The organism is Nocardioides abyssi (assembly GCF_030412915.1).
GTDB lineage: Bacteria > Actinomycetota > Actinomycetes > Propionibacteriales > Nocardioidaceae > Nocardioides > Nocardioides abyssi.
Window position 1 is genome coordinate 774,512 of sequence record NZ_JAUHJR010000002.1, and the last position, 17,608, is coordinate 792,119.

Annotated in this window: 19 protein-coding genes, 1 tRNA gene and 1 riboswitch; of the genes, 11 read left to right on the forward strand and 9 right to left on the reverse strand. The window is 74.7% G+C overall.

The window, feature by feature from the left end:
* The first annotated feature begins 27 nt into the window (after nucleotides 1-27).
* Genes tmk through QWY29_RS08790 form a run of 3 tightly spaced genes read left to right on the forward strand, consistent with a single transcriptional unit; the run spans nucleotide 28 to nucleotide 3,382 of the window.
* Nucleotides 28-660, forward strand: a complete 633-nt coding sequence (gene tmk / locus QWY29_RS08780) for a dTMP kinase (RefSeq protein WP_300960333.1) — start codon at nucleotides 28-30, stop codon at nucleotides 658-660.
* Nucleotides 657-1,808, forward strand: a complete 1,152-nt coding sequence (locus QWY29_RS08785) for a DNA polymerase III subunit delta' (RefSeq protein ID WP_300960334.1) — start codon at nucleotides 657-659, stop codon at nucleotides 1,806-1,808. The genes tmk and QWY29_RS08785 overlap by 4 nt, the downstream gene beginning before the upstream one ends.
* Nucleotides 1,805-3,382 (forward strand): alpha/beta hydrolase, encoded by a 1,578-nt coding sequence (locus tag QWY29_RS08790; protein ID WP_300960335.1) that lies wholly within the window; start codon nucleotides 1,805-1,807, stop codon nucleotides 3,380-3,382. The genes QWY29_RS08785 and QWY29_RS08790 overlap by 4 nt, the downstream gene beginning before the upstream one ends.
* A 144-nt stretch (nucleotides 3,383-3,526) precedes the next feature.
* Here QWY29_RS08790 and QWY29_RS08795 read toward each other — a convergent pair whose 3' ends face one another.
* Together QWY29_RS08795 and QWY29_RS08800 are read right to left on the reverse strand one after the other, a co-directional pair.
* Entirely contained in the window at nucleotides 3,527-4,498 is a 972-nt protein-coding gene (locus QWY29_RS08795; RefSeq protein WP_300960336.1) for a TauD/TfdA dioxygenase family protein, read from the reverse strand.
* Between the two features lie 53 nt (nucleotides 4,499-4,551).
* Nucleotides 4,552-5,478 (reverse strand): LysR family transcriptional regulator, encoded by a 927-nt coding sequence (locus tag QWY29_RS08800; protein ID WP_300960337.1) that lies wholly within the window; start codon nucleotides 5,476-5,478, stop codon nucleotides 4,552-4,554.
* Nucleotides 5,479-5,582: 104 nt separating this feature from the next.
* On the opposite strand from QWY29_RS08800, the gene QWY29_RS08805 reads away from it, so the two are divergent.
* Together QWY29_RS08805 and QWY29_RS08810 are read left to right on the forward strand one after the other, a co-directional pair.
* On the forward strand, nucleotides 5,583-5,765 hold the full coding sequence (locus QWY29_RS08805) for a hypothetical protein (protein ID WP_300960338.1): 183 nt from the start codon (nucleotides 5,583-5,585) through the stop codon (nucleotides 5,763-5,765).
* A gap of 82 nt (nucleotides 5,766-5,847) precedes the next feature.
* Nucleotides 5,848-5,920: transfer RNA gene (locus QWY29_RS08810), tRNA-Thr, on the forward strand.
* Nucleotides 5,921-6,020: 100 nt separating this feature from the next.
* Here QWY29_RS08810 and QWY29_RS08815 read toward each other — a convergent pair.
* From QWY29_RS08815 to QWY29_RS08830, 4 genes are read right to left on the reverse strand one after another with little or no spacing between them, the layout of a single operon-like run.
* Complete coding sequence (locus tag QWY29_RS08815; protein ID WP_300960339.1) at nucleotides 6,021-6,713, reverse strand: class I SAM-dependent methyltransferase; 693 nt, start codon at nucleotides 6,711-6,713, stop codon at nucleotides 6,021-6,023.
* On the reverse strand, nucleotides 6,710-7,453 hold the full coding sequence (locus QWY29_RS08820) for an ABC transporter ATP-binding protein (protein ID WP_439117413.1): 744 nt from the start codon (nucleotides 7,451-7,453) through the stop codon (nucleotides 6,710-6,712). Before QWY29_RS08820 ends, QWY29_RS08815 begins: the two co-directional genes overlap by 4 nt.
* Before the next feature lie 41 nt (nucleotides 7,454-7,494).
* Nucleotides 7,495-8,505, reverse strand: coding sequence for an ABC transporter substrate-binding protein (locus tag QWY29_RS08825; protein ID WP_300960341.1), 1,011 nt, complete (start codon nucleotides 8,503-8,505; stop codon nucleotides 7,495-7,497).
* Between the two features lie 33 nt (nucleotides 8,506-8,538).
* Nucleotides 8,539-9,540: a FecCD family ABC transporter permease gene (locus QWY29_RS08830; protein ID WP_439117414.1), complete on the reverse strand. Its 1,002-nt coding sequence runs from the start codon at nucleotides 9,538-9,540 to the stop codon at nucleotides 8,539-8,541.
* Between the two features lie 263 nt (nucleotides 9,541-9,803).
* Nucleotides 9,804-9,999, forward strand: a riboswitch (cobalamin riboswitch).
* A gap of 47 nt (nucleotides 10,000-10,046) precedes the next feature.
* Here QWY29_RS08830 and QWY29_RS08835 point away from each other — a divergent pair.
* The 5 genes from QWY29_RS08835 to bluB are packed head-to-tail and all read left to right on the forward strand — an operon-like array spanning nucleotide 10,047 to nucleotide 14,556.
* A complete protein-coding gene (locus QWY29_RS08835; protein WP_300960343.1) occupies nucleotides 10,047-10,910 on the forward strand; it encodes a ferredoxin-like domain-containing protein in 864 nt (287 codons plus the stop codon).
* Nucleotides 10,907-11,590 (forward strand): precorrin-8X methylmutase, encoded by a 684-nt coding sequence (locus QWY29_RS08840; protein WP_300960344.1) that lies wholly within the window; start codon nucleotides 10,907-10,909, stop codon nucleotides 11,588-11,590. The genes QWY29_RS08835 and QWY29_RS08840 overlap by 4 nt, the downstream gene beginning before the upstream one ends.
* Nucleotides 11,587-13,101 (forward strand): precorrin-2 C(20)-methyltransferase, encoded by a 1,515-nt coding sequence (locus QWY29_RS08845; protein ID WP_300960345.1) that lies wholly within the window; start codon nucleotides 11,587-11,589, stop codon nucleotides 13,099-13,101. Before QWY29_RS08840 ends, QWY29_RS08845 begins: the two co-directional genes overlap by 4 nt.
* Nucleotides 13,098-13,871 carry a cobalt-precorrin-4/precorrin-4 C(11)-methyltransferase gene (locus tag QWY29_RS08850; RefSeq protein ID WP_300960346.1) on the forward strand — a complete coding sequence of 258 codons (774 nt, stop codon included), beginning with the start codon at nucleotides 13,098-13,100 and terminating at the stop codon, nucleotides 13,869-13,871. Before QWY29_RS08845 ends, QWY29_RS08850 begins: the two co-directional genes overlap by 4 nt.
* Before the next feature lie 7 nt (nucleotides 13,872-13,878).
* On the forward strand, nucleotides 13,879-14,556 hold the full coding sequence (bluB, locus tag QWY29_RS08855; protein WP_300960347.1) for a 5,6-dimethylbenzimidazole synthase: 678 nt from the start codon (nucleotides 13,879-13,881) through the stop codon (nucleotides 14,554-14,556).
* Here the strand turns inward: bluB and QWY29_RS08860 are convergent.
* Nucleotides 14,505-15,263, reverse strand: a complete 759-nt coding sequence (locus QWY29_RS08860) for a helix-turn-helix transcriptional regulator (RefSeq protein WP_300960348.1) — start codon at nucleotides 15,261-15,263, stop codon at nucleotides 14,505-14,507. The two genes, bluB and QWY29_RS08860, sit on opposite strands and share 52 nt — an antisense overlap.
* A gap of 374 nt (nucleotides 15,264-15,637) precedes the next feature.
* Between QWY29_RS08860 and QWY29_RS08865 the strand changes: the two genes are divergently transcribed.
* A complete protein-coding gene (locus tag QWY29_RS08865; protein WP_300960349.1) occupies nucleotides 15,638-15,964 on the forward strand; it encodes an LLM class oxidoreductase in 327 nt (108 codons plus the stop codon).
* A 64-nt stretch (nucleotides 15,965-16,028) separates the two neighbouring features.
* On the opposite strand, the gene QWY29_RS08870 is transcribed toward QWY29_RS08865, so the two are convergent.
* The gene (locus QWY29_RS08870) at nucleotides 16,029-16,820 is read right to left on the reverse strand and encodes an SRPBCC family protein (protein WP_300960350.1); all 792 of its coding nucleotides are present in this window, start codon (nucleotides 16,818-16,820) and stop codon (nucleotides 16,029-16,031) included.
* Entirely contained in the window at nucleotides 16,817-17,395 is a 579-nt protein-coding gene (locus tag QWY29_RS08875) for an ArsR/SmtB family transcription factor (protein ID WP_300960351.1), read from the reverse strand. The genes QWY29_RS08870 and QWY29_RS08875 overlap by 4 nt, the downstream gene beginning before the upstream one ends.
* Between the last annotated feature and the right edge of the window lie 213 nt (nucleotides 17,396-17,608).

Below are 17,608 nucleotides of genomic sequence, written 5' to 3' on the forward strand. Positions count from 1 at the left end.
GTCGGCGCGCCCACGTAGGTTCGGCCCGTGCACGCAACGACCGGCGTCCTCGTCTGCTTCGAGGGAGGGGAGGGCTCCGGCAAGTCCACGCAGTCCCGCCGGCTGCGGTCGTGGCTGGAGGCCGAGGGGTACGCCGTCGTGCTGACCTTCGAGCCCGGTGACACCGAGGTCGGCCGGGTGCTGCGCCGGCTGGTGCTCGACCCGGCGACCGGCGCGCTCGACCCACACACCGAGGCGCTGCTGTACGCCGCCGACCGCGCTGAGCACGTCGCCCGCGTCGTGCGGCCCGCGCTGGAGCGCGGCGAGGTCGTGGTGATGGACCGCTACGTCGACTCCTCCCTCGCCTACCAGGGCGCCGGCCGCGACCTGGACGTGGCGATGGTCGAGCGGGTCTCGCGGTGGGCCACCGACGACCTGCGGCCGCACCTGACCGTCGTGCTCGACCTCGAGCCGGAGCAGGGGCTGGCCCGGTTCGCCGAGCGCGACAAGATCGAGGGGGAGTCGCTGGGGTTCCACCGGCGGGTCCGCGAGGCGTTCCTGCGGATGGCCGCGGCCGACCCCGACCACTACCTCGTGCTCGACGCCCGGTCGCCGGTCGAGGAGATCGAGGCCGCCGTGCGCGCCCGGGTCGAGCCGCTGCTCGGGCAGGCCGTGCGATGACCGTCTGGGACTCCCTGGTCGGCCAGGCCCGCCCCGTCGAGGCGCTCCGGACCGCCGCCGAGGGCCACGGGATGAGCCACGCGTGGCTGTTCACCGGGCCGCCCGGCTCGGGCCGGTCCAACGCCGCGGTCGCCTTCGCCGCCGCGCTCCAGTGCGAGCAGGCCGGCTGCGGCAGCTGCCACGAGTGCCGCACCGCGCTGGGGGGATCGCACGCCGACATCACCCTGGTCCGCACCGAGAAGCTCTCCATCGGCGTCGATGAGGTCCGTGACCTCGTCCGCCGCTCCGCCCTCGCGCCCGTCGGCCGGCGCTGGCAGGTGTTGGTGGTCGAGGACGCCGACCGGCTCACCGACCAGGCCTGCAACGCGCTGCTCAAGGCCATCGAGGAGCCCACGGACCGCACCGTGTGGATGCTGTGCGCGCCGACCGTCGAGGACGTCCTCCCCACGATCCGCTCGCGCTGCCGGCTGGTCACGCTCTCGACGCCGGCGACCGCCGACGTGGCGGCGTTCCTCGTGCGCACCGACGGCGTCGAGCCCGGCCTGGCGTCGTACGCCGCCCGCGCCAGCCAGGGCCACATCGGCCGGGCCCGCGCGCTGGCCCGCGACGCGGGTGCCCGCACGCGGCGCGAGGAGGTCGTGGCGATCCCGGCGACGCTGACCAGCCTCGGTGCCTGCATGCGCGCCGCGTCGCGGCTCGTCGAGGTCACCAAGGAGGAGGCCGACCTGCTCACCGGCGAGCTCGACGCCCGGGAGAAGGCCGACCTCGACTCCTCCTACGGCGTGGTGGAGCGCGGCCGGCGCCCCCGGGAGTACTCCCCGGCGCTCGCCACGCTCGAGCGCGGCCAGAAGACGCGCGCCAAGCGCCGGCACCTCGACGTGGTCGACCGCGGCCTGATGGACCTGGTCTCCGTCTACCGCGACGCGATCGCCGTGGCGACCGGCGCCGCCGGCGAGCTGGTCAACGAGGAGATCCGGCCCGCGGTCGAGCAGGTCGCGCGCACCTCGAGCCCCGAGCTCAACCTGCGGCGGATCGGCTGGGTCTTCGAGGCCCGCGAGCAGATGCTGGAGTTCAACGTGCCGGTCGCGCTGGCGCTGGAGTCGATGATGGTCGCCCTGCGGGTGCCGACCCAGGGGAGCGCCCGGTGAAGCAGGGAACCGTCCGCGTCATCGTGCTGCTGCTCGTCGCCGCCCTCGTCCTCGGCGGGATCGGCATCGCGATCGCCGGGCTCACCTCCGGCGACGGCTCCCCGGGCGACGGCTCCTCCGAGGCGCCGGCCCGCACCGTCCCGGCGCCGACCACCACGCCGGCGCCCGGCGCGCAGGACCCGCCCCGCCCGGCGCTCGCCCGCTTCTACGAGCAGGAGCTGGACTGGGCGGCGTGCGGTGACCAGGAGTGCGCCCGGCTGACCGTGCCGCTCGACTACGCCCGGCCCCGCGGCGAGACCATCGAGGTCGCGGTGCTGCGGGTGCCCGCCGCCGACCCCGACCGGCGGGCCGGCTCGCTCGTGGTCAACCCCGGCGGTCCCGGCGCACCCGGCACGACGTACGCCTCGCAGGCCGGCCTGGTCTTCGGGCAGCCGCTGCTCCAGCGCTTCGACGTCGTCGGCTTCGACCCCCGCGGCACCGGCTTCTCCACCGCGATCGACTGCGTCTCCGACGAGCAGCTCGACGTCTTCCTCGCCGCGGACCCGACCCCCGACGACCGCGCCGAGGCGGCCGCGCTCGCCCGGGCGCAGCGCGCCTTCAACGCCGGGTGCGCGGCGGAGTCCGGCGACCTCGCGAACCACGTGACCACGGTCGAGGCCGCGATGGACATGGACGTGCTGCGCTCGGCCCTGGGCGAGTCCACGCTGACCTATTTCGGTGCCTCCTATGGCACCAAGCTCGGTGCGACGTACGCCGAGCTCTTCCCCGACCGCGCCGGCCGCCTCGTCCTCGACGGCGCCGTCGACCTTTCACTCAGCTCGCGCGAGCAGAGCCTGGGCCAGGCGCAGGGCTTCGAGACCGCCATCCGGGCGTACGTCGAGAACTGCGTCGCCTCCGACGGCTGCCCGCTCGGCGACTCCGTCGAGGGCGGGCTGCAGCGGCTCACCGACTTCCTCGACGAGGTGGACGCCGAGCCGTTGCCGGCCGGCGACCGTGACCTCGCCGTCGGCAACGCCTTCTACGGGATCGTCCTGCCGCTCTACAACCGGGAGTACTGGGTGTTGCTGACCCGGGCGCTCGGCGCGGCCTTCGACGGCAACGGCGCCCCGCTGCTCCAGCTCGCGGACCTCTACGCCTCGCGGGGGCCGGACGGCTACACCGACAACAGCTCCGAGGCGATCCTCGCGATCAACTGCCTCGACGACCCGACCGCGGTCGACCCCGCTGACGTCCCCGCGCAGGTGCCCGCCTTCGAGCGCGTCTCGCCGACCTTCGGCGAGGTCTTCGCCTGGGGGCTGGCCGGCTGCCTCGGCGTGCGCGCGAAGGCCACGGTCGAGACGCCCGAGGTCGACGCCTCGGGTGCTCCGCCGATCGTGGTGGTCGGCACGACCCGCGACCCCGCCACCCCGTACGCCTGGGCCGAGGCGCTGGCCGAGCAGCTCGAGCCGGGCGTGCTGGTCACCCGCGACGGCGACGGCCACACCGGCTACCGCGCCGGCAACGCCTGCGTCGACGGGGCCGTCGAGGCCTACCTGGTCGACGGGACCGTCCCGGCGGACGGCCTGCGCTGCTGAGCCCCTCGGCTGGTGCACGGCTGGTTGAGGAGGTTCCGCTGGGAACCGTCTCGAGACCCGGCCGGAAGAGCATCGGCTGGTTGAGGAGGTTCCGCTGGGAACCGTCTCGAAACCCGCCGGCGGCGCCGGAGCCCGGCCGGCCGCTCAGCTGATCAGCTCGTCGATGCGGGTGTAGGCGTCCGAGCTGCCGGCCACCACGCGGCTGGTGCGGCCGTCGAGGGCGACCGGCACGTCGCCGACGAGCGTCACGCGGCGTACCTCGCGGCGGTGGTTGTCGAAGTCGGCGACCGCGTAGTGCTGGGTGGCCCGATTGTCCCACATCGCGACGTCGCCCTGCTGCCACTGCCAGCGCACGGTGTTCTCCAGCTTGGTGACGCGGTCCTGCAGGAGCTGGAACAGCGCGCTCGACTCGGCGGTGTTGAGCCCGAGGAAGCGCTTGACGAAGTGCCCGAGCAGCAGCGATCGCTCACCGGTCTCGGGGTGCACGCGGACCACCGGGTGCTCGGTCTCGTAGTAGGTCGCCCGGAACTGGCCGCGGTCGAGCGCGTCGCGGTCCGGGGAGTCGCCGTCGGGGTCCTCGGAGGAGGCGACGTAGTCGTACTCGTTGGTGTGCACCGCCCAGAGCCCGTCGACGAGCGATCGCAGCGGCGGGGTGAGGGCGTCGAACGCCGCGACGGTGTTGGCCCACACGGTGTTGCCGCCGTAGGGCGGGATGGTGACGCTGCGCAGGATGCTGATCGCGGGGACCCGGTCGACGAAGGTGACGTCGGTGTGCCAGCTGTTGGCGGCCATGCCCTGGGTGGCGGCGAGGCTGAGCACGTGCGCGCTGCCGGTGTTGACGGTCGGGTGCGCGGTGGTGAGCGTGCCGAGCTGCTCGGCGAAGGCGAGCTGGCCGGCGTCGTCGAGGTGGTGCTGGCCGCGGAAGAAGACGACCTTGTGGGCGAGCAGGGCGGCGCGGATCGTCGCGACGACCTCGGGGTGCAGGTCGGGGCCGAGGGTCACACCCTCGACGACGGCGCCGATGCGGCCGCCGACCTTGCGGACGGTGGGCAGGGTGGGGGTGTCGGCGCTGGTGCTGTCGGGCGAGCCGGTCGGACGGTCCAGGGTGCTGGTCACGGTTCCTCCTGTTGTAAGTCGACTGGGTCACTCGACAATAACAGGAGAAGCGGTCACCGGGGCCGCACCGGCTCGCAGATCTCCTGGATGCGCCGCGTCGCGAGCTCGATCATCAGCTGCGCCGCGGGGGAGAGGATCGCGTCGGCCCGGTGCACGATCGCGAGCACGTCGTGCTGGCGGGGGCGCAGCGAGGTCCAGCCGGCGTCCGGCGCGAGGCGCGGCAACAGCTGGTCGACGACGCCACGGGGGACGACACTGTCGGCCAGTCCCATGCCGACCAGCTCGACCGCCGTCTCGACGTCCTCCACCTCGATCCGCGTCACCGGGTTGCGGCCGGTCTCGTGGAGCATCTGGCGCAGCACGATGCGGGTCGAGTCGTTGGCGCGCCAGGTGGTCTCCGGCATGACCAGCGAGGCCTGCGAGAGGCGGGCAGCCGTCACTGGCGACGCGACCCGCTCGGGGTCGGCGGAGATGTAGACCAGCTCGTCCTTGGCCACCGGGGTGATGGTCATGCCCTCGCTCGTCGCGGCGGCGACCGCGATCATCGCCGCCTCGAGCCGGCCGCGGCGCAGCTCCTCCTGCACGTCGGTGGAGTTCTGGCCCACCAGCTCGACGCGGACGCCGGGGTAGCGCTCGAGCACGTCGGCCACCAGGTCCGCTCCCGCGTAGAGCCGGGCGGTGCCGAACATGCCGAACCGGATGGTCCCGGTCTCCAGCGACCGGACGCTCCGCACGGCGCGCTCGGCCTTGTCGATCGACGCGAGCACCCGCTCGGCGTACGGGCGCAGCGTGTCGGCGACCGTCGTCGGCACCACGCCGCGGCCCACCCGGCGGAAGAGCTGGACGCCGAGCGACTTCTCCAGGGCGCGAATCTGCTCGGAGACCGACGGCTGCGCGTAGCCGAGCTCCTCGGCCGCGCGGGTCAGGGAGCCCTGCTCGTACGTCGCGAGGAAGCATGTGAGCTGGTGCACAGAAAGCATAGGGACAGCCTATGTCGACTGAAGGAAGGTCAGGCTACCCCTATGGCTGGAACTCCTCCAGAATGGAGTCAGTACTCCTGCACCCGAGAACGAAAGGATCCGCCGTGTTCACCCACGTCTGCACCGCTTGCGCGAAGCGCCAGCTCATCTTCCCCTCCCAGGTCACGGCGGTCGCCGAGAGCGAGCAGGGCCCGGTCGCCACCTTCACCTGCTGGTGCGGCGCCGAGCAGTCCGCGCCCTACGGCCTTGCGCCGGCGACGTCCCGCAAGGTCGTCCTCGCGGCCTGACGCCCTCGGTTTCGCCCCGACGGGGCGGCGTCCCTATACTCCTTCGGGTTGCCCGGCAGGTCCCGACCGCGCCGGGCAGCGCGCCGCCTTAGCTCAGTCGGTAGAGCGTCTCACTCGTAATGAGAAGGTCGTCGGTTCGATTCCGACAGGCGGCTCCGATCAAGGCCCCTGATCTGCAGTGATGCGGTCGGGGGCCTTTCTCCTTCGCGCCCGGGGGAGTGGCGACGGCTTCCTGGTGGCTCGCATCGGCCGCCGTCAGCGGCGGGTGCCGGTGACGAGGTACTGCAGCTGGACGTCGTGGCCGGGCGCGACGCCGTGGGCGCGGTCGAGCTCGAGGACCTCCTCGAGGGGGACGACGGCGACGTCGACCAGCCCGGCCGCGCGGAGGACGTCGGCGGTCGCCTCGATCGAGCGGGCCTCGGCCAGCGGGAGGGCCGCGTCGGGGCGGTCGCCGTACAGCGCGCCGAGCCCGTCGGTGAACCACGTGCTGTCCACCATCGCGACGACCCCGCCGGGTCGGAGCAGCTCGACCCAGCGGGCGACGGCGGTGGCGGGGTCGCGGAGCGTCCACATGACGTACCGGCCCACGACCGCGTCGTACGACGCCGGCGGGAACGGCGGGGCGACGGCGTCCCCGACGAGGATGCGCGGCGGGTCGGCCAGCTCGGCGGCGTGCTCGCGGGCGAGATCCAGCATGCCGCCGGCGAGGTCGATGCCGGTGACGCGGTGGCCGAGCTCGGCGAGCAGGCAGGCGACGTGGCCGCTGCCCGTGCCGACGTCGAGCACCTCGACGGGTGCCGAGGGGAGGACGCCGGACCACACGCGGCCCCAGGCCTGCCGGTCGAGGTCGCGGCGCTCGGGCCGCTGCTGGTAGGCGTCGTACGACGGGGCGCGCCCGGTCCAGTAGTCGTCGATCCTGGCCTGGAGGGGGTCGGGGTGCTGGCTCATGCGCGGAGGTCCTCTCGGGGGCGGGGGTGGAAGAGCAGGTGCAGCCGGCCGCCGGCCTCGACGCGCTCGACGCCGATGCCGTAGACCGGCTCGAGCACCTCGGGGGCCAGCACGTCCTCGACTGCTCCGGAGGCCACGACGCCGCCGCCCCCGAGCAGGACGACGTCGTCGCAGTAGCGGGCGGCGAGGTTGAGGTCGTGCAGCACCACGACGGTGGTGGTGTGCAGGTCGTGGGCGAGCTCGGCGACCAGGCCGAGCACCTCGTGCTGGTAGCGGATGTCGAGGTGGTTGGTCGGCTCGTCGAGCAGCAGGTGCGTGGCCTGCTGGGTCAGGGCGCGGGCGATGAGCACCCGCTGCCGCTCGCCGCCGGACAGCCCGGCGAACGAGCGGCCGGCCAGGTGCGTGGCCCCGACCGTCGCGAGCGCCCGGGCGGCGATCGCGTGGTCCTCGGGCCGGGTGCGCCGGAAGGTGGACAGGTGCGGGCCGCGCCCGAGGAGGACCATCTCGGCGACGGTCAGTGCGCTCTCGCCGCCCGCCTCCTGCACGACCACCGCCAGTCGGCGGGCCGCCTCACGCGGAGCGAGCGCGCGGAGCTCGTCACCGTCGACGGTGACGGTGCCGGTGGGGCTGGTCAGGGCGCCGTGGAGCAGCCGCAGCAGGGTGGTCTTGCCGCTGCCGTTGGGCCCGACGAGGCCGAGCACCCGTCCGTGCGGCGCGGCGAGGGAGACCGCGTCGAGCACGGGCGCGCGTCCGTAGGACCAGGAGAGCTGCTCGGCCTCGATCACGAGCCGGTCCCGAAGCGTTCGACGATGCGGGCGAGGCCGGCGACCGAGAGCGGGGTGGGCGGCTCGGTGAAGTTGAACAGCTGGGTCATCACGTCCCCCTTGCGCACCGCGGTCAGCCGGTCCGCCCCGGGCAGGCGGGTGACGGCGTCCTCCACCGCGGCCGGGTCGCCGTCGCTGTGCAGCAGCACGAGCACGTCGGGGTCGCGGCCGAGCAGCTCCTCGAGGGTGACCTCGAAGACCCGCTCGTCGACGTCGGCGAAGGCGTTCTCGAAGCCGGCCGCCTCCAGCTGCGGGTGGGCCATGCTGGCGGTGCCGTAGGCGTACGTCGTGCCGCCACCGACGGTCGGGTAGAGCACGGCGGCGGTCCGCCCCGACGGCTGGCCCACCTCGGCGTCGATCGCCGCGAGGTCGGCCTCGAGGTCGGCGACCGCCTCCCGCGCTTGGGCCTCGCGGCCGAAGACCTTGCCGTAGAGCTCGAGCTGGGCGGAGACGTCGTCGAACCCGGGGGCGTCGACGCCGCCGCACAGTGCCGGCTCCTCCAGCAGCGGGATGCCGACGGCGTCGAGCGTCGCGCGCGAGAGGTTGTCGACCTCGCCGAGCACCAGGTCGGGCTCCTGGCCGATGACGACCTCCTTGGAGATCTGCAGGTGCCCGCTGCTGTCCAGCTCGTCGGTCAGCAGCGGGACCTCCTCGAGCGCGGCGAGCGTGGCGTCGTCGTGATACTCCGCCGGGTACTGCCCGGCACGCGCGGTCGCCCGATCGAGCACACCGAGGGCCTGGAGGAACGGCACGGCCGAGCTCTTGAGGAGCACCACCCGCTCCGGTGCCTCATCGAACGTGACCTCGGCGCCGCAGTTCTCCACGGTGACCGGGTAGTTGCCGGTGGCCGTCGACGCGGGGGCGGCGCGGTCGTCCTCGGTGCCGCAGGCGGTCAGGCCGCCGAGCAGCAGGGCCATCCCGGCGCAGGCGGTCCAGCGGGCGCGGGGACGGGGGTGGCGAGCGGGCACGGTTCTCCTCGGGAGGGTGGGTCGGGACGGAGATCAGGCCGTGGTGGCGTGCAGGCGGCGGATGAGCACGAGCAGGAACGGTGCGCCGACGAGGGAGGTGATGATCCCGATCGGGAGCTCCTGGGGGGCGAAGAGCGTGCGGGCGAGCACGTCGGCCCAGACGAGCAGGACGGCGCCCATGAGGGCGGCGACGACGACCACGCGCACGTGGCGGCCGCCGACCGCGCGGCGGGCGAGGTGCGGAACGACGAGCCCGACGAACCCGATGCTCCCCGAAGCTGCGACGACCACCCCGACGCACAGCGCGACGACCACCAGCGCCTGCAGCCGGAACCGCTCGGGCCGCACGCCCAGGGTGTGGGCGGTCTCGTCGCCGATGGCCAGCGTGTCGAGCCGACGTCCCCAGAGGGTCAGCAGCGCGACGGTGCCCAGGACCACGACCGCGACGACGGCCAGCGGGGTGTCCCACTGCGCCAGCGCGAGCGACCCCAGGAGCCAGAACATCACCGAGCGGGCGCCCTCGGCCGAGCCGGAGGCGAAGATGAGGAAGCTGGTCAGCGCGTAGAGCGCGTAGCCGACCGCGACGCCGGCCAGCAGCAGTCGCACGGAGGTGACCCGTCCGGCGCTGCGGGCCACCAGGAACACCAAGAGGGAGGCGGCGAGCGCGCCGAGGAACGCCATGACCTGGAGGGCGTGCTCGGCGAACCCTGCGCCGACGCCGAACAGGATCGCCGCCGCCGCGCCGCTCGAGGCCCCCGAGTTCACGCCGAGCAGGTAGGGGTCGGCCAGCACGTTGCGCACCATCGCCTGGAGCGCCACGCCACAGACCGCGAGACCGGCACCGACGAGCGCCCCCAGGAGCACGCGCGGCAGGCGCACCTGCCAGACGATCGCGTCGACCGGCGCGCTCCAGGTCGGCTCGCCCGGCCAGCCGAGCAGGTGGTGCCCGACGACGCGGGCGACCGTGCCGGCCGGCACCGGGACCGCGCCGACGCCGACGCCCGCGACGACCGTCGCCACGAGCGCGGCGAGCAGCCCGAGTGTCCACGCGGTCGCGCGCCGACGGCCTGCGTCGAGGCCGAGCGGGTCGACCGCGTCCTCGCCCTCCGACGACCGCGGCGCCGTTGCGGTGTCGAGCACCAGGACCCCTTCCCCTCGCAGCGCTGTTGCACATGCTTTGCAACAACGGGAACGTAGCAGCAGGCTCGGAGTGGGCGGCGAGGTGTGCGGCGCGTTGGTGGACGCGCCGACCCGAGGGTCCGGGGCGCGGGCGGGGCGCCGACGGTCGACGCGAGCCGGTAGTCTCCGGCACAGCCAGTCGTACTCCTCAGTGGAGTCAGGGAACCCGGTGCGACTCCGGGACTGACGCGCAGCGGTGAGGTGACGGGACGGACACGCCGGCAACGGCGAGCCACTGGGGCCCTCGGGTCCTGGGAAGGCGTCCAGCTCCCGGTTGATCCGAGTCCGAAGACCTGCTGGCCTCGACGACAGCCGTCGTCGGGTCAACGAGGGTCCCGCGAACCGGACCCGGACTCGAACAGGTGAGCTCCAAGGTGTCAGCCGTCCCCCGGTCCCGTCCAGATCGCTGCCCCGGCGTCCTGCGACCGTGGCGCGCCGACGACGGCCTGCTGGTCCGGCTGCGACCGCCGGGTGGCCGGGTGTCGTCGGCGTCGCTGCGGGCGCTGTCGCGGGTCGCCGAGCGGTACGGCGACGGGCGGGTGCGCGTGACCGGCCGCGCCAACCTGCAGGTCCGCGCCCTCCCGGCCGCGGCCGGTGGCGACCGGTTGCCCGGCGACGTGCTCGCTGCGGTCGAGGCGACCGGGCTGCTGCCCAGCCGCGCGCACGACGTCGCCCGGAACGTGATGGCCTCACCGCAGACCGGGCTTGCGGGCGGCCGGGCGGACCTCCGGCCGCTCGTCGCCGATCTCGACGCCGGCCTGCGGGCGGACCGGCGGCTCGCCGCGCTGCCGGGCCGCTTCCTGCACGTGCTCGACGACCGCGGGGACCTCGCGGACCGCCCCGGCGACCTCGGGGTGGTGGCGATCGACGCCCACCGCGGCCAGCTGCGGGTCGGGGACGGCTGGGGCGAGGTGGTCGACCTGGCCGGCGCGGCGGAGGCGCTGCTCGACCTGGCTCGCTGCTTCCTCGAGAGGCGCGGCCAGGGGCCGGGCGCCGCCTGGCACGTCGCCGAGCTGGCCGAGCCGCTCGTCGAGCCGCACCTGCCGGACCCCGGCCTGCCCCCGCCTGCGTCGGCGCTGCCGCACGGTCCCGTGCCCGGTGGCGTCCACGTGCCCGTCCCCGACGACGGCCTCGACCGCGCCGCCGTCGAGCGGCTCTGCGCCGCCGCACCCGTCCTCGTCGTCACGCCGTGGCGTGGCGTCCTCGTCCCGGAGGAGTCCCGATGAGCATCCCGAGCAGGACCGGCAGCCCCCGCCGGCCCCGACGGCACTACACCTACGTCGACCGCGGGGCCGACATCTACCTCGACTCGTTCGCCACGATCCGCCGCGAGGCCGACCTGTTGGCGGTGCCGCCGAGCGCGGAGCGGCTCGCGGTGCGGATGATCCACGGCAGCGGCCAGGTCGACCTGGTCCGCGACCTGGTGGTCGACCCGCGCCTGGTGCCGGCCGCGCGCGCCGCGCTCGAGGCGGGCGCGCCGATCCTGTGCGACGCGACGATGGTCGTCCGCGGCGTGACCCGCAGCCGGCTGCCCGCCGACAACGAGGTGCTGTGCTTCCTCGACGACCCGCGGGTGCCGGGCCTCGCCGAGGAGTGGGGGACGACGCGCACCGCGGCCGCGGTCTCGCTGTGGGAGCCGCACCTCGAGGGCGCCGTGGTCGCGATCGGCAACGCCCCGACGGCGCTCTTCCACCTGCTCGAGGTGCTCCTCGACGGCGGTCCCCGCCCGGCCGCCGTGGTCGGCTGCCCGGTGGGCTTCATCGGCGCCGCGGAGTCCAAGCAGGCGCTGGTCGACCTCGCCGCCGACCACGGCATCGACCTCCCCTTCGTGACCGTCCGCGGTCGCCGCGGGGGTTCGGCGATGACCTCCTCCGCGCTCAACGCGATCGCCCAGGAGCAGGAGTGAGGGCCGGGCGGTTCGCCGGGGTGGGCGTGGGACCGGGCGACCCCGGGCTGATCACGCGCAAGGCGGCCCGGCTCATCGAGCAGGCCGACGTGGTGGCGTACCACGCCGCTGCGGGCAAGCGGTCCAACGCCCGCCGGATCGCCGCGGAGCTGATCCCGGAGGGCGTGCTCGAGGAGGAGCTCACCTATCCGGTGACGACCGGGACCACCGACCACCCGGGTGGCTACGCGGGGGCGATGGCGGAGTTCTACGAGGCGTCGGCCGCGCGGCTCGCGGCGCACCTGGACGCCGGCCGCGACGTGGTGCTGCTGGCCGAGGGCGACCCGCTGTTCTACGGGTCGTACATGTACATGCACGACCGGCTCGCTGCCCGCTACGAGGCGGAGGTCGTGCCCGGCGTGCCGGCGTTCCTGGCGGCCACCGCCACGGTGGCGAGCCCGCTGGTGCGGCAGACCGACGTGCTCACGGTGCTGCCCGGCACGCTGCCCGAGCCCGAGCTCGCGCGCCGGCTCGCCGACACCGACGGCGCGGTCATCATGAAGCTCGGCCGCACCTTCCCCGCCGTCCGCCGCGCGCTGGCCGAGGCCGGCCGGCTGGAGCACGCGTTGTACGTCGAGCGTGCCTCCATGCCCGAGGAGCAGTGGCGCCCCGTGGCCGAGGTCGATCCCGCGTCCGTGCCGTACTTCTCGCTGATCGTCGTCACCGGCGACAGCCGCAACGGCCGCCGCTCTCGGGACCTCGCCGCGACCGCCGAGGCGACTCCCGAGACCGCGGCCCCCGGCGCCGCCGAGCTGCTCGTCGTCGGGCTCGGGCCGGGGCCCGACGGCTGGCTGACCCCCGAGGCGTCGGCCGCGCTGGCGGAGGTCGACCACGTCGTCGGCTACGGGACGTACGTCGCGCGCGTCCCCCAGCGGGCCGGCCTGACCCGGCACGCGTCGGGCAACACCGTCGAGGTCGACCGCGCCCGGCTGGCGCTCGACCTCGCCTCGCGCGGCGAGCGGGTCGCCGTCGTGTCCGGCGGCGACGCGGGTGTCTTCGGGATGGCGGCCGCGGTCTTCGAGGCGGCCGAGGACCCGGCGTACGCCGCAGTGCCGGTGCGCGTGCTGCCCGGCGTCAGCGCGGTGCAGGCCGTCGCGGCCCGGGCGGGCGCGCCGGTGGGCGCGGACTTCGCGGTGGTGAGCCTCTCGGACCGGCTCAAGCCGTGGGAGGTGGTCGAGCGGCGGCTGCGGGCGATCGCCGAGGCCGACCTCGTGCTGGCGGTCTACAACCCGGCCTCGCGGACCCGGACCGACCAGGTCGCGGTGGCTCGTGCGGTGCTGCTCGAGCACCGGGCGCCGGAGACCGTGGTCGTCGTCGGGCGCGACGTCGGGCGGGCCGAGGAGTCGCTGACCATCACCACGCTCGGCGAGCTCGACCCCGCCACCATCGACATGAAGTGCCTGCTCATCATCGGCGCCTCCTCGACGCGGGTGTCGGCGGCGGGCGTGTGGACGCCGAGGTACGTGCGGTGACCGGCGCCCTCCCCGGGCAGGTCGCCGTGCAGTTCGTGGGGGCCGGTCCCGGCGCGGCCGACCTGCTGACCCTGCGGGCGGCGCGGCTCCTGGCCGAGGCCGACCTGGTGCTCTACCCCGGCACGTACCTGGATCCCGACGTGCTCGCCCACTGCGGTCCGGCCGCCCGGCTCGTCGACACCCAGGACCTCGACCTCGACGCGATCACCGCCCACCTCGCCGCCGGCGCGCGGGCGGGCGAGCGGGTCGTCCGGCTCACCTCCGGCGACCCGTCGCTCTACTCCGCGCTGCACGAGCAGACCCGGCGGCTCGACGCGGCCGGTGTCGCCTGGTCGGTGACGCCGGGCGTGCCGGCATACGCCGCGGCGACGGCGCTCGTCGGCCGCGAGCTGACCGTGCCGCACGTCGCGCAGTCGGTCGTGCTGACCCGCACCCGCGCCCGCTCGACACCGATGGGGGAGGGCGAGTCGCTGGCCGACTTCGCCGCCACCGGCGCCACGCTCGTGCTGCACCTGGCGATCACCCGCACCCGCGAGCTGATGGCCGAGGTCGCCCCGGTCGTGGGCGGCGACTGCCCGGTCGTCGTCGTGCACCGCGCCTCCCAGCCCGAGGAGCTCGTCCTGCGCGGCACCGTCGGCACCATCGCCGACCGCGTCGAGCAGGCGGGCCTGCGCCAGGCGGCGGTCATCCTTCTCGGTCGTGCCCTCGACGCGTCCGGCGCCGGCGGGGAGTCGTTCCTCTACAGCGCCGACCGCCAGCGGAGGCGCTGACCTGGACGTGTACGACGCCATCCACCGGCGCCGCGACACCCGCGCCGAGTTCACCGGCCCGCCGCCGGCCGCCGCGCTCGCCCGCGTGCTGGAGGCGGCGAACCGCGCCCCGAGCGTCGGCATGTCCCAGCCGTGTGTGTTCGTGACCGTCCGCGACCCGGCCCGGCTGGTGGCGTTCCGCGACCACGTCGCCTCCGAGCGCGAGGCCTTCGCGGCCTCGCTGGCCGACGACCCGGAGCGTGCCGAGACGTTCGCGCGGATCAAGGTCGAGGGCATCGTCGAGGCGGGCCTCGGGCTGGTCGTCGGCCACGACCCGACCACGGCCGGGCAGCACGTCCTCGGCCGGCACGCGATCGCCGACACGGGGCTGTACTCGGTGTGCCTGGCGATCCAGAACCTCTGGCTGGCCGCCACCGCGGAGGGCCTCGGCGTCGGGTGGGTGAGCTTCTACCGCGAGCCGTTCCTCAGCGACCTCGTCGGCTTCCCGTCCCACGTCCGCCCGGTGGCGTGGCTCTGCGTCGGCGGGGTCGCGGACGTCCCCGACGTGCCCGACCTCGAGCGGTTCGGCTGGCGCTCGCGCTCGCCGCTCGTGGTCCACGAGGAGTCGTACGCCGCGCCCGCAGCCCCGGCCGGTCAGGGGGCCTGCGCGGCCGCGGCGCGCGGGGCCGCCCCGCCGGTCGGCTGAGGCGGCGCGGCGCGGACCCGCGCCGGTCGCGGGGCGCGCGCGACGGCCCGGGGGATGCCTCCCGACGCCGTCCAGCCCGCCCGGCGGGCGAGGGCGACGGCGGCGAGCTGGGAGCTGACCTCGAGCTTGGCGAGCACCGCCTTCACCTGGGTGCGGACCGTGGCTTCGGAGACCACCCGCAGCTGGGCCACCTCGCGCGTGGTCCGGCCCGTCATGAGGTGCCGCAGCACCTCGGACTCCTGCGGGGAGAGCCGGTCGAGCCGCTCGCGCAGGCCGTGCTCGTGGGACTCCCGTCGGTGGTAGGCGGCGACGAGTCGCTCGCGCTCGGTGTGGTCGATGACGGACTCGCCGGCGAGCACCCGCCGAATCACCGACACCACCACGGCCAGCGGCTCGCTCTTCGGCAGCACCGCGCGGGCGCCCTGCAGCAGGCACTCGCCGGCGCGGGCCTCGTCGACGGTGTCGGTGAGCACGACGACCTCGACGCCCGCCCGGGTCGTCGGCGCGACCAGCGCCGCCCCGTTGCACGTGGGGCCCAGGTCGGCGTTGATCACCAGCACGTCGGGTCGCAGCTTGAGGACCTGGCCGACCATGTGCCCGACGCTCGCCGGCTCGCGCGGTATGGGGACGACGCGGTACTGGTACTGGCGCATCTCGAAGACGACCCCGAGGCACTCGGCGAGCATCGCCTGTTGGTCCGCGACCACGACTCTGGGCTGGGTGCACTTCGACATCGGTCCCCCATGGACACTCGCACCACCCGAGAGAAGCGGTCCTTCTGGTGTCTGCCGAAAAGCAGAACCCCCAGGGCCCAGGACGCGCCAGGGACTAGTGCGAAAGGACTAGGCGAAGGCGCCCGATCGGACAGTCCCCGGAGCCCGTGACCTGCGCCGGCAGCCGAGCCGGCGACCGGGCACGTTGCGGGAATCTTGCGGATTCCTCGAGGTGGTCTTGCGCCGGCGGTGGTTGTGTGGTGCTCGAACCGCCGGGGACCCGAGACCCCGGCGGTTCTTCTCGTCTCGCGGCGCGCGCGCAGCCTCCAGGCCGTGCTCCGACCGCCGGCGCACGCAGGCGCCCCTCCGTGCCGGCCGTCCCGGGCATCCAGAGCCTCGTCGAGTCGATCATTCACGCCGAGAACGGCGAGCTGGTCACGGTCGCGGAGGCGGCGATGATCTACGCCCAGGGCATGGGCATGCCGGTCCTGGTGGGCACTCCGGCGTCCATCGCCGACCAGCTCGAGACGTGCGCCGACGAGGGTGGCGCCGACGGGTTCGTGCTCATCGCGACGTACACCCCGGGCTGCTTCGAGGAGTTCGTGGACATGGTCGTCCCCGAGCTGCAGCGGCGCGGGCGGCTGCGCACGGAGTACACCAGCAGCACGCTGCGGGAGCACCTGCTCGAGCAGTGAGCTACGGGGCCGGCCGGCCGACGCGGCCGCCCGGCCCCGGGTTCGCCCCGGTGCCGGCCGGGGATCAGGCCGGGACGGAGAGGCTCTGCAGCCAGGCCTGCCAGGCCGGCTCCTCGCGCCGCACGTAGTCCGCCGCGTCGGCTGAGAACAGGTACGCCCGCACTCCCGCGGTGGCCTTGCCGTCGCCGTCGTCCCAGGTGTAGACGCTGAGCATGCCCGGCACCGGCGCGGTGAGCCGGACCAGCGCCTGCCGGTCGCCGACCCGCTCGACGGTGCCCGTGGCGCCGCGGACGTCGACGCTGGCGCCCTCGGGGCCGAGACCGAGCGCGTCGTTCACGGCGGTCCAGAGCGCCTCCGCGTCGCCGGCGTGCGCGGCAGTGGTCTCCAGGTGGGTGGCCTCCTGTCCGGGGAAGTGCGACAGGTAGAGGCGCAGGTTGTCGAAGAACGGCATCCAGCCGGGGGCCATGGTGTCCCAGAACTCCGACTCCCAGGCGGCGCCGGTCCCGAAGCCGCTGCTGGTGACCCGCACGACGCAGGTCCCGCCGGACTGCGCCTCGACGATGAACTCCGAGGTGAGCGGGCTGAGCGCGTCCGGCTCCTTGCCCATGAGCGCGGCCCAGTCCTCCTCGTAGACCAGGCGGCGCGGCGGCTCCCACGCGGTGACCTGGCCGTCCGAGCCCATGTCGGGGCCCATGTCGAAGTGGAGGGAGCCACCTTCGCGCTCCTCCATCGTCGTCGGCGTGAACCAGGCGCTCATGCCCTGCGCGGTGGCGATGGCCTGCCAGACCTGCTCGGGAGTGCCGGGGACCTCGACGCTGAACTCGAGGCGGTAGGGGACGTTCGGGGTGGTGCTCATGGGTTCTCCTCGGGAAGGGGGTGGGCGGCGACCAGGAGCCGGTGCGGGCGCCCGTCGTCGTGGTGGTAGCGGGCGGCCAGGTCGAGCACCGCGGCGGTCAGGTCGTCGGCGAAGGCCGCCCGGTCGGCGGCCGACCGGAAGCCGATCTGCGTGTCGATGGTCAGCGTCGGTAGGCGCTTGCCGGACGCGCCGGCCCGGCGCGCCAGGGCTCCGACCTCGCGCACCAGCCGACCGGCCAGCGCGACGAGGTAGCCCGCCGACAGGTGGTCGGCGTTGGCGTCGGGGTCGGCCGCGGACGCGCTCACGGCCGCCGGCGACACGACGTACGACGCCGCCGACGCCTGCAGCACCCGCTCGGTGATGCCGCCGTGCCGGCGCTCGCCGGCCAGCTCCACCAACCCGTGCGCCTCGAGCGCCTTGAGGTGGTAGTTGACCTTCTGGCGCGCGATGCCGACCCGGGCGGCGAGCCCTGCGGCCGACGCCGGGACCGCGAGCTCGGCCAGCAGCCGGGCCCGGACCGGGTCCAAGGCGGCGGCGGCCGCCTCCGTGCTCTCGATGACCTCGACGTCCTGCATGATCGCCACTCTGCGCTTTGACGAGAAAAGTTGTCAAGGGTCTGGTGCGGGCCGGCGAGGCATCCAGGGACGCGTGGCTGCCGCCCGCCGGGATGGTCGGACGGTCGACTGGTCGACGGCAGGCCGGGCGGGGCTACCTGGTGACGATGACCTGCGACGACGAGGCCGCTTCGGGGGAAGTCGGGCGGGGGGGGGGGGGGTAGCACCACGCTG